Consider the following 10841-nt stretch of genomic DNA (forward strand, 5'->3'; position numbering starts at 1 on the left):
TGCTAAGCGGCGCGGATGGGAAGGCTTTGGTCTTCCGGATGAAACGCTGGAGAAGCCTTGATGCCCGTTGTTCGCGGTAAGAATATCGAACCTCTCTACACGGCCGAAACGATTGCCGCGCGCAACAGCGAGTTGGCCGGGATGATCGTCAACGGTCCGCACAAGGATCTGCTGGTGATCGCGGTGCTCAAGGGATCGTTCATCTTTGCTGCAGACCTGATCCGCGCCATGCACAACACCGGCCTTGCACCGGAAGTCGAGTTCATCACGCTGTCGAGCTACGGGCTCGGTACGGTCTCTCAGGGCGTGAAGATCATCAAGGATATCGACAGCGACGTGCATGGGCGTGACGTGCTTTTGATCGACGACATTCTCGAATCCGGCCGGACACTGCGTTTCGCCAAGGAGCTGATGTACGAGCGCGGCGCGCGCAACGTGACGATCGCCGTGCTGCTCGACAAGCGCGTCAAGCGGAAGGTCGAGCTCGAAGCCGATTATGTCGGTTTCGAATGCCCCGATCACTTCGTTGTCGGCTATGGCATGGATGTCGCCTATGCCTTCCGCGAGCTGCCTTTTGTAGGTGTCGTCACCGGCGACGCCGAGTAAGGCGTGTCAAAACGGCACGCCGACCCTGAAATCCGGTCGCCGCGCGTTTACCGAACACAAACGAAAAACTGGTTGGTTGGGGATGTACCGCGTGGTGATTCCCTATCGGATTGGCGGTGCTGCAGCGCCGTCGTGTCCGGTCGATGACCGACGCCCGCTGTAACCTTTTGGATCAGGTGCGGGCGTCGGCGTGAAAGCCGCGCCTCGGAAACGCGGAGGCCATGATGGCGAAAATCCTGATTACCGAGGACGAGGATGCGTTGCGTTCCTTCGTCGCGCGGGCACTGAAGCTCGACGGCCATGAGACGGTCGAGGCGGGCGACGGTGCCGACGGCCTTGCCTGCCTCCAGAGCGAGGCTTTCGATCTCCTGCTTTCCGACATTCGCATGCCCGTCATGGACGGCATCGAGCTGACGCATCAGGCGTCGGCTGCCTTTCCGGCAATGAAGATCCTGCTGATGACCGGCTATGCCGAACAGCGCGAGCGGGCCGACGATCTGGCCGACAAGATCGTCGACGTCATCTCCAAGCCGTTTTCCCTTCCCGATATCCGCAAGGCCGTTGCGCTCGCGCTGGCTGCCTGACGAATCCCAATCCGACAACTGATTGCTGCCGAGGTCGTGGGCTTGAGGCTAGATCATTTCATTGTTTCATCGAAACACTGAAATGACCTAAGTCTTTGAAATTACGCAATTCCGCACGGAAAACCGTTTCGCACTTTTCCTGGAATTGCTCTAGGCGCCGCAACGCTGCGCCTCGCGAGGACCGGAATATCGGATCGGCTGGCCCGAACCAGCTACGGGCTCATTGCATGTCGAGCAGGCGCTCGAGATATTGCCGCTCGGCCTCCGGCGACAGGTTATCCCCGAGCCGGCGGCGGATCTCTTCGAGGATCTGACGGGCGCGTTGCGTGTCAAATTCCTCGGGCACCTTCACGTGGTCGCCAAATTCCGGACCGCGGTTGTTCTGGGGCCTGCCAAGCGGGTCGCGGCCGTTCTGGCCGAATTGCGGGACGCCCATGCCGGGGCCCTGACCCTGGCTCTGCATCTGGTTCATCATGTCCTGGGCGCCTTGGCGCAGCGCCTGTAGCGCACGGCCTTGATTGCCCACCGCCTGTTCGCCCTGGCCCTTGCCAAGCGCGCCGGAGGCTCCGTCCATTTCCCGCTGGGCTTCGCCGAAGCCCTTGCCCGGCTTGATGCCCATGTTTTCGAGGCTCTTGTTGAGTTCTCCGAGCTGCTTGCCAAGCGCGTCTTGCTGCTGCTTCAACTGCTTGAGCGCATCCTTCAGCTGTTCGGCGGTCATCTCGTCGAGCGGGTTGGGCTGGCCATTCGGATCGCCGCGCTGTTCCGGATCCTGCGGCATCTCCTGACCGAAGAGCTCGTTATCCTCGCCCTGCAACGGGTCGCCGCGCTGCATCCGGTCGCGCTGCGCCTGGTCGAGCTTGAAGGTCTCGTCCATGAGCTTTTGTTGATCCTGCAGCAATTTGCCGAGCTTCTCGATCTGCTGACTCATGGCATCGTTCTGCTGGCCCATCTGCTGCTGGCCGCGGCCGGCCTGCAGATTGTTCATCATCCGCTGCAGTTCCGACAGCAGCTGGCGTGCCTGATCGCGCGCGCCGGAGCGCGCCAGGTTCTCGATCTGGTTCATCATCCTTTCGAGGTCCTGCTGGCGCAGGATGTTGTTCGGGTTCATCTTGCCCGCCATACGCGGGTCCTTCGCCGCCTGCTGGGCGAGGGCCTGCATGTATTCCTGCATGGCCTGGCGCAGCTCCTGCATCAGCTTGGCGATTTCCTGGTCGGACGCATTGCGCTCCAGCGCGTCCGAGAGCGCCTGCTGTGCGTCGCGCAGGCGCCGCTCGGCGAGCGACAGGTCGCCATCTTCGATGCCGAGCGCGATCTCCCATAGGTATCCGGCGGCGTCACGCAGCATGTCTTCGTTGTAGGCAAGGGCCATGCGCGTGCGAGCCGATTTCAGCAGCAGGAAATGCGTGAGATTGGGGATCCAGTCCTCGGCAAGCGAAGCAACGGCATCGTTGAGGTCGAGCGCGCGCGGCAGGTCGTTGGCATCGAGGGCGAAGACCTGCCGTTGCTCGGCGACTGCGCCGGCGAGCGGCTGGATGAACTGGCGGGCGGGCAGGATCATTTCATGCGGCGGGCTGCGGCCCTCCTGGCCTGCGGCGTCGCGGGCGACGAGGGTGACCTTCACGCGCTTGCCGGCGAGCGGGTGTTCGCTGAGGTTTCGGCTGGTCGTGCCCTTGGCTTCGCGCGCGTTGCGGCGCGGCAGATCGAGCCGGTATTCCGGCAGCGGATAGAGCGGGCGAGCCCCCTCTGCCGCTTCGTCGAGTGGCTGGATCTCGGCCCAAGCCTGGGCGATGCCGTAATCGTCCGTTGCAGCGAAGGTGATTTCCAGCGCCGCATTGACGGTCGGACGAGGAATGCCGTCGAAGGAGATCTGCGGCACACCATCCGGAATGATCTTGAAAGCCCAGCGCCGATCCCCGACGACGAGCTCGCCGTCCTTGACGACCTTGTAGACATGGTTGCGCACGGCATTCGGGTTGCGGGCAGGCTCTGACGCAACCATTTCGGCGACCTTGGGCCCGGCCTCGCCTACCTTCGGCTTGGGCTTCGTTTCCCCGGCTTTCTCGCCGGCCGCCGGAATGGCGATTGCCTTGACCGCGCCACTTTCCGCAAAGCGGACGATCTGGTCCGGTCCGGCGCCGGTGACACGGACCGTCAGGTCGCTGAATTGCGGGATGGTAATGGCCCCGGGGTCCTCCGCAGCCGATACGGGCTCCGGCTTTCCGGTGAGGAAAATCGGGGCACGGCCGGTATAGGCGGGTGGCGTCACCCAGGCATCGATGCGGATATCGGCCGTTTCGACCGCAGCCTGCGGCAGGCGCAGCGCGTCGCTGAGCAGGCCGGCGCGGTTGGAATAGGAGTAGGCGAAGGCGAGACAGGCGAGAAGCACCGGTACGGCACGCAGGGCAAAAGGATCGTGCCGGGCGATATCAGGACGCGGAAGCCCCGTCTCGAGCGCGCCGATCATCCGTGCCATGCGGGCCTGGTGCTCGCGCCACAGCGCGTCGCCCAGTGGATTGTCGGTTGCCGGCCGATCGTCCTGGACGCGGATCGCCTGGTGGGGCAGGGCGTTGCGCTCTTCCAGCATGCGGTCCGCGTCGACATTTCCGGGCAAACGGATCCGCGTCAGCGGAAACAGCGATGCGAGAAAACCGATGGCGAAGGCAAAGAGAGCTGCGGCATGCAGCCAGAACGGTGCCACGCGGAAGAAGCCGAGCCAAGCGCAGGCGAGAAATAGAAGAACGATGGAACCGGGCAGGAGGGTGCGCGGCAGAAGCTGTTCGGCGACCAGCACCCAGCGCGCCAGCCATCTCTTCAGCGCCAGGGTTCTCGAAAACGGCTTCGGTTGTGGCGTTTCATCCTGCCGGAATTGCGTCATCCGCCCAAGTTTCCTTTCGGTCGCCCGTCAACGCTCGTGGCTGACCCTATATCGTAAAGCGAGATGCGGCCGGAGACGGCGCAGCTTAGCTTATTCCGCTGGCCTTCAGGATACCATCGTTTGTGGCGAAGACGAGGGCGCAAACAGAATCGTGATCGCCCGGGTGGCCGATCCACAGATTGTCGTCGTTGGTGCGGATCGCCTCAGGCGAGCCAGTCCGGAACCGAATCGAGGCCGATCAGGGCATCATAATCCTGACGCGGACGAACGACGTGGAAGCGGTCGCCCTTGACCAGAACTTCAGGGATCAGCAGACGGGAATTGTAGGTGCTGGCCTGGACGGCGCCATAGGCACCTGCCGAGCTGATGGCGAAGAGATCGCCGGGCTTCGGCATCGCCATCTCGCGATCGAGCGCCAGGTAGTCGCCGGTTTCGCAGACGGGCCCGACGACGTCGGCACGGATGCGCGGGGCGTTGGCGGCGGAGATGCGAACAGGGCGGATCTCGTGATAGGCCTCATAAAGCGTCGGGCGGATGAGGTCGTTCATCGCGCCGTCGACGATGACGAAGGTCTTGTCGCCGCCATCCTTCACGTAGATCACTTCGGTCACGAGGATGCCGGCATTGCCGACGATCAGCCGGCCCGGTTCGGTGACGATCTTGCAGCCGAGCGACTGCAGCTGGCTCTTGACGATTTCCGCATAGGCATCGGGCAGCGGCGGCGGGTTGTTGTCGTCCTTGTAGGGAATGCCCAAGCCCCCGCCGATGTCGACGTGGTCGATCGAGTGGCCATCGGAGCGCAGCGTGTCGACCAGCTCGCGCAGCAGCTTGAAGGCGTCGTCGAAGGGCTGCAGTTCGGTGATCTGGCTGCCGATATGCATATCGATGCCGGTGACCTGGATGCCGGGCAGCGTGGCGGCATGGGCATAGACGGCGCGGGCGCGCTCCCAGGAAATGCCGAACTTGTTTTCCTTCTTGCCCGTCGAGATCTTGGCGTGGGTCTTCGCGTCGACGTCAGGGTTGATGCGGAAGGAGACATGGGCGCGCTTGCCGGCGCGCACGGCGCGCTGGTTCAAGACTTCGAGTTCCGGCTCGGACTCGACGTTGAAGCAATAGATGCCGGCGTCCAGCGCCAGGTCCATTTCCTGCGGCGTCTTGCCGACGCCGGAGAACATGATCCGGCTTGCGGGAATGCCGGCTGCAAGGGCGCGGCGCAGTTCGCCGCCCGAGACGACGTCGACGCCGGCGCCCAGGCGACCGAGCGTCTTCAGCACCGCCTGGTTCGAGTTGGCCTTCATCGCATAGCAGACCATCGCGTCCACATCGGCGAAGGCCTTGGAAAAGACCGTGTAGTGGCGCTCGAGCGTGGCGGTCGAATAGCAATAGAAAGGCGTGCCGACGGCGCGCGCGATGTCGGTGACCGGCACGTCTTCAGCGTAGAGGATTCCGTCGCGGTACTGGAAGTGGTTCACGGGCTGCAGCTCGGCTTTTGCGCAATTCCAGGAGAGTATGAAGCGGTTTTTCGTCCGGAATTGCGTAATTTCAAAGAGTTAGATCAATTCAATGGTTCGTTGGAAACGATGAGCGGATCTAGAGGAGGGGATCGAGCAGGAAAGGACGGTCGTCCGGTTTTTCCTTCTGCTCGACGGTGCCGGCGGGCGCCTTGGTGTTGATCGGCGCCGTCGAACCGGGGCGGTCGAGATCGCCCTTGCGTCCGCAACCGACAAGAACCAGCCCGGGGATCGCCAGCAGGAGCGCAAGCCGGGCCGCCTTCGTGAATGTCATCGTTATTTTCCTTCGCGGGACTGATGCTGGTGCGATGTCTTATCGATTTTTCCGGCGCTTGTGCACCCTGAATTTGCGGGCGGAGGCCGCCCACACCTTCGCTCATCCCTTAGTTTCGGGCGCGCCACCAGGCGATCTGTTTGCGAACCTCGTTGGGCGCAGTGCCACCGAAGGAGGTGCGGCTGGCAACCGAAGCCTCGACCGTCAGAACGTCGAAGACCTTCTCGGTGATGTCGGCATGGATCGATTGCAGGTCGGCAAGCGAGAGATCCGCCAGATCGCAGGCCTTCTGTTCGGCAAGTGCTACGGCGCGGCCGGTGACGTGGTGGGCGTCGCGGAAGGGCAGGCCCGCCTCGCGCACCAGCCAATCGGCAAGATCGGTCGCGGTCGAATAGCCGGAGCCGGCGGCCGCCTTCATGCGGTCGGTGCGAACAGTCATGTCGCGCACCATGCCGGTCATGGCGGCAATCGCCAGCTCGAGGCTCTCGGCGGCGTCGAAGACCTGTTCCTTGTCTTCCTGCATGTCCTTGGAATAGGCGAGCGGCAGGCCCTTCATGACCGTCAGAAGTGCGACCAGCGAACCGTTGATGCGGCCGGTCTTGGCGCGCACCAGTTCGGCAGCATCCGGGTTCTTCTTCTGCGGCATGATCGAGGAGCCGGTCGAAAACGCATCCGACAGGCGGATGAAGCCGAATTGCGGCGTCGACCAGATGACGATCTCTTCGGCGAGGCGCGACAGGTGCGTGGCCGTGATCGATGCCATCGACAGGAATTCGAGCGCGAAGTCGCGGTCGGACACGGTGTCGATCGAGTTGCGGGTCGGGCCGGCGAAGCCGAGCGCCTTGGCGGTCATGTGCCGGTCGATCGGGAAACCGGTGCCGGCGAGTGCGGCAGCACCAATCGGGCTTTCGTCCATATGCTCGATGGCATGGCGCACGCGCGAACGGTCGCGGCCGAACATTTCCACGTAGGCCATGCAATGGTGGCCGAAGGTGACCGGCTGCGCGGTCTGCAGGTGTGTGAAGCCCGGCATGACGGTATCGGCATGTTCCTCGGCACGGTCGAGGAAGGCGGCGATCAGCGCCGTCAGCGCCTTCTCGGTGCGCTGCAGCTCTTCCTTGACCCAGAGGCGGAAGTCGAGCGCCACCTGGTCGTTGCGCGAGCGGGCGGTGTGCAGGCGTCCGGCCGAGGGACCGATCAGCGTCGCAAGCCGCGCTTCGATGTTCATGTGGATGTCTTCGAGGCGGCGCGAGAACTCGAACTGGCCGCTTTCGATCTCTGACAGGATCGTGTTGAGGCCGTGAACGATTTTGTCTTTGTCTTCAGTCGAAATGATGCCTTGATGCGCCAGCATCGTCGCATGCGCTATTGAGCCGCGGATGTCCTGGGCATAGAGCTTCTTGTCGAAGCCGATCGAGGCATTTATCTCCTCCATGATCGCGTCCGGACCCGAGGCAAAGCGACCGCCCCACATTTGGTTGGAGGATTTCGTCTCGGAATTGCCGTCAGCCATGAAGAATGCCCGCCTTGGAGAATGAAATGCCCGACCAGAAGAAATCCCCCCCGGCCGTGAAACTGTTCGCGCTCGCCGCCCTGTTTGGCGTGATCGTCGGTGCGGCAGCGGTATACGTGAAGGAGACGGGGTCTGGCAATGGCGAGGCGACTGAAACGGCCAGCACCAGCTGCCCGCTGACATCAGCCAAGGTCGCGTCGCTGACGCCGTTCATGAAGGGTCATGTCGCTGCCATGTCGCCGGCTTCGTCGCCGCGGCCGATTGCGCTCGACTTCAACGGTCCGGACGGCAAGCCGACCAATGTCTCGGCCTTTGCCGGCAAGACCCTGCTGGTCAACCTCTGGGCCACCTGGTGCGTGCCGTGCCGCGAGGAAATGCCGGCGCTCAACGCACTGCAGAAGTCGCTCGGCAGCGACAAGTTCGAGGTGGTGGCGATCAACATCGATGTCGGCGACGACGAGAAGCCGAAGGCGTTCCTCGACGAGACCGCCGTGCACGACCTTGGCTACTACCGCGACGCCTCCATGGGCGTGTTCAACAACATGAAGAAGGAAGGCCTCGCCTTCGGCCTGCCGGCGACCTTGCTGCTCGATGACAAGGGCTGCCTCATCGGCTCGATGAACGGCCCGGCCGCCTGGGACAGCGATGATGCCAAGGCGCTGATCAGCGCCGCTGTCGCCCCGGCAGTCGGTAGCTGAGGCGGGATCGGTAGGTGCACAAAACAAAAACCCGGCGGATCGCCGGGTTTTTCTTTGCCTTTGACGACAAGTTAGCGGGTCGGAACCGGAATCTCGCCGCGGTAGTCGTAGAAGCCGCGGCCGGATTTGCGGCCGAGCCAGCCTGCCTCGACATACTTCACCAGCAGCGGGCAGGGGCGATACTTCGAGTCCGCCAGGCCGTCATAGAGCACCTGCATGATTGACAGGCAGGTGTCGAGGCCGATGAAGTCGGCAAGCTGCAGCGGGCCCATCGGATGGTTGGCGCCAAGCTTCATCGCCGTGTCGATGGCCTCGACGCTGCCGACGCCTTCGTAAAGCGTGTAGATCGCCTCGTTGATCATCGGCAGCAGGATGCGGTTGACGATGAAGGCCGGGAAATCTTCGGCGACCGTTACGGTCTTGTCGAGCGTCGCAACGAACTCCTTGGCGGTCTTGAAGGTCAGCTCGTCGGTGGCGATGCCACGCACGAGCTCGACCAGCTTCATGACCGGAACCGGGTTCATGAAGTGGATGCCCATGAAATGCTCGGGACGATCGGTGGCCGAGGCCAGACGGGTGATCGACAGAGAAGAGGTGTTGGTCGCCAGGATCGCTTCCGGCTTCAGGATCGGACAAACCTGGCCGTAAATCTTGCGCTTGATCGTCTCGTCTTCGGTGACGGCTTCGATGACGAGGTCGGCCTGCGACAGGTCGTTGATGTCGGATGAGCCCTTGATCAGGGCCAAGGCGGCTTTGCGGGCCTCGTCGGTCATCTTGCCGGACGATACCTGGCGGGCGAGGTTGCCGTTGATGGTGGCAAGGCCCGCTTCGATCCGTTCAGCGGCAAGATCGTAGATCTGCACCTTGTATCCGGCGATTGCCGAAACATGCGCGATGCCACAGCCCATTTGCCCGGCACCAATAATTCCGACAGTCTTGATCATCGCGGCGAACATCCATCTTCAAAGGTTTGGCGGTGAGGCCGCCATCAGACACGCAAACCGGGCCGGTTTGGCCGGCCCGGTAGATTGTTAATGCCAAGTCCACGCTTTTGCCAGCCCTTTTCATGGGTGGCGGCGGGCGGCTCTTGCCGTGGTTACAGGGCCTTCTGCAACTCAGGCAGCGCTTCGAAGAGATCGGCAACCAGGCCGTAGTCGGCGACCTGGAAAATCGGTGCCTCTTCGTCCTTGTTGATCGCGACGATGACCTTCGAGTCCTTCATGCCGGCGAGGTGCTGGATGGCACCGGAGATGCCGCAGGCGATATAGAGATCAGGTGCGACCACCTTGCCGGTCTGACCGACCTGCCAGTCGTTCGGCGCGTAGCCGGCATCGACAGCGGCGCGCGAGGCGCCGACGGCAGCACCGAGCTTGTCGGCAACCGGCAGGATGACTTCCTGGAACTTCTCCGAGGAACCGAGCGCACGACCACCGGAGATGATGATCTTGGCCGAGGTCAGCTCCGGACGGTCGGACGACGACAGGGCGTCGGCGACGAAGCTGGAGACACCCGGGTTGGCGGCAGCCGCGACACTTTCGATCGCAGCCGAACCGCCTTCAGCGGCAGAGGCGAAGGAGGCGGTGCGCACGGTGATGACGCGCTTGGCTTCCGTCGTCTGTACCGTCTGGATGGCGTTGCCGGCATAGATCGGGCGCTTGAAGGTGTCGGAAGAGACGACCTCGATGATTTCCGAGACCTGGGCGACGTCGAGCAGCGCTGCGACGCGCGGCATGACGTTCTTGCCGACAGAGGTCGCCGCTGCGACGATCGTGTCGTAGTTGCCGGCGAGCGATACGATGAGGGCTGCCAGCGGCTCTGCGAGGTTGTTGGCAAGCGAGGCGTCGTCGGCGACGAGCACCTTGGCAACGCCTGCGAGCTTGGACGCCTGTTCGGCTGCCACCTTGGCGCCGCTACCGGCGACCAGCACATGCACATCGGCTCCAGTCCCACTGGCGATCTTGGAGGCGGCGGTCAGCGCCTTGGCGGTCTGGTCGGAAAGGTGGTTGCTGTCGTGGTCAGCCAGAAGAAGAATGGCCATGATGATATCTCCCTTCCTTAAATCAGAGCACGCCGGCTTCGGTCTTGAGCTTTTCGACGAGCTCGGCGACCGACTTGACCTTGATGCCGGCCTTGCGGCCCGACGGCTCCTCGGTCTTCAGCACCTTGAGGCGGGCAGCGGTGTCGACGCCGAAGTCCGCAGGGGTCTTCTTGTCGAGCGGCTTCTTCTTCGCCTTCATGATGTTGGGCAGCGAGGCGTAGCGCGGTTCGTTGAGGCGCAGGTCGGTGGTGACAACTGCCGGCAGCTTGATGTCGATGGTCTGCAGACCGCCGTCGACTTCGCGGGTCACGGTTGCCTTGCCATCGCCGATCTCGACCTTGGAGGCAAAGGTGCCCTGGGCCCAGCCGAGCAGAGCCGACAGCATCTGGCCGGTCTGGTTCGAATCGTCGTCGATCGCCTGCTTGCCGACGATGATCAGGCCCGGCTGTTCGGCTTCGGCGACGCCCTTGACGATCTTGGCCACAGTGAGCGGCTCGACCTGGTCTTCGGTCTCAACCAGGATGGCGCGGTCGGCGCCCATGGCAAGGGCCGTGCGTAGCGTCTCTTCGGCCTTGGCCGGACCAACGGAAACGACGACGACTTCCTCCGCCTTGCCGGCTTCCTTCAGCCGCAGCGCTTCTTCGACCGAGATTTCGTCGAAGGGGTTCATCGACATCTTCACGTTGGCAAGCTCGACGCCCGAACCGTCTGCCTTCACGCGGATCTTGACGTTGTAGTCAAC

The 10841-nt window shown here is 63.1% G+C and carries 10 protein-coding genes; 3 read left to right on the plus strand and 7 right to left on the minus strand.

Annotated elements, in window-relative coordinates:
* Positions 1-60 precede the first annotated feature (60 nt).
* Positions 61-606 carry a hypoxanthine phosphoribosyltransferase gene (hpt, locus tag ACTJKE_RS09730; protein WP_057254766.1) on the plus strand — a complete coding sequence of 182 codons (546 nt, stop codon included), beginning with the start codon at positions 61-63 and terminating at the stop codon, positions 604-606.
* Positions 607-830: 224 nt separating this feature from the next.
* Positions 831-1190 carry a response regulator gene (locus ACTJKE_RS09735; protein WP_057254840.1) on the plus strand — a complete coding sequence of 120 codons (360 nt, stop codon included), beginning with the start codon at positions 831-833 and terminating at the stop codon, positions 1188-1190.
* Positions 1191-1410: 220 nt separating this feature from the next.
* Here ACTJKE_RS09735 and ACTJKE_RS09740 read toward each other — a convergent pair whose 3' ends face one another.
* From ACTJKE_RS09740 to argH, 4 genes are all read right to left on the minus strand, one after another.
* Positions 1411-4065, minus strand: coding sequence for a TIGR02302 family protein (locus ACTJKE_RS09740; protein ID WP_058325831.1), 2655 nt, complete (start codon positions 4063-4065; stop codon positions 1411-1413).
* A gap of 203 nt (positions 4066-4268) precedes the next feature.
* Positions 4269-5537: a diaminopimelate decarboxylase gene (gene lysA / locus ACTJKE_RS09745; RefSeq protein ID WP_057254768.1), complete on the minus strand. Its 1269-nt coding sequence runs from the start codon at positions 5535-5537 to the stop codon at positions 4269-4271.
* Between the two features lie 118 nt (positions 5538-5655).
* The gene (gene lptM, locus ACTJKE_RS09750) at positions 5656-5850 is read right to left on the minus strand and encodes an LPS translocon maturation chaperone LptM (protein ID WP_057254769.1); all 195 of its coding nucleotides are present in this window, start codon (positions 5848-5850) and stop codon (positions 5656-5658) included.
* 109 nt (positions 5851-5959) lie between these two features.
* On the minus strand, positions 5960-7363 hold the full coding sequence (argH, locus tag ACTJKE_RS09755) for an argininosuccinate lyase (protein ID WP_057254770.1): 1404 nt from the start codon (positions 7361-7363) through the stop codon (positions 5960-5962).
* A 26-nt stretch (positions 7364-7389) separates the two neighbouring features.
* On the opposite strand from argH, the gene tlpA reads away from it, so the two are divergent.
* On the plus strand, positions 7390-8061 hold the full coding sequence (tlpA, locus tag ACTJKE_RS09760; protein WP_058325830.1) for a thiol:disulfide interchange protein TlpA: 672 nt from the start codon (positions 7390-7392) through the stop codon (positions 8059-8061).
* A gap of 71 nt (positions 8062-8132) precedes the next feature.
* Here the strand turns inward: tlpA and ACTJKE_RS09765 are convergent, their stop codons facing one another.
* The 3 genes from ACTJKE_RS09765 to ACTJKE_RS09775 form a co-directional block, all read right to left on the minus strand.
* A complete protein-coding gene (locus tag ACTJKE_RS09765; RefSeq protein WP_057254841.1) occupies positions 8133-9005 on the minus strand; it encodes a 3-hydroxybutyryl-CoA dehydrogenase in 873 nt (290 codons plus the stop codon).
* A 152-nt stretch (positions 9006-9157) separates the two neighbouring features.
* On the minus strand, positions 9158-10099 hold the full coding sequence (locus tag ACTJKE_RS09770; protein ID WP_440691801.1) for an electron transfer flavoprotein subunit alpha/FixB family protein: 942 nt from the start codon (positions 10097-10099) through the stop codon (positions 9158-9160).
* Between the two features lie 22 nt (positions 10100-10121).
* Positions 10122-10841: electron transfer flavoprotein subunit beta/FixA family protein (locus ACTJKE_RS09775; protein WP_440691803.1), on the minus strand; the 720-nt coding region annotated here is incomplete at its 5' end.

This window comes from Ensifer sp. 22521 (genome assembly GCF_052044795.1).
In the GTDB taxonomy this organism is placed as follows: domain Bacteria; phylum Pseudomonadota; class Alphaproteobacteria; order Rhizobiales; family Rhizobiaceae; genus Ensifer.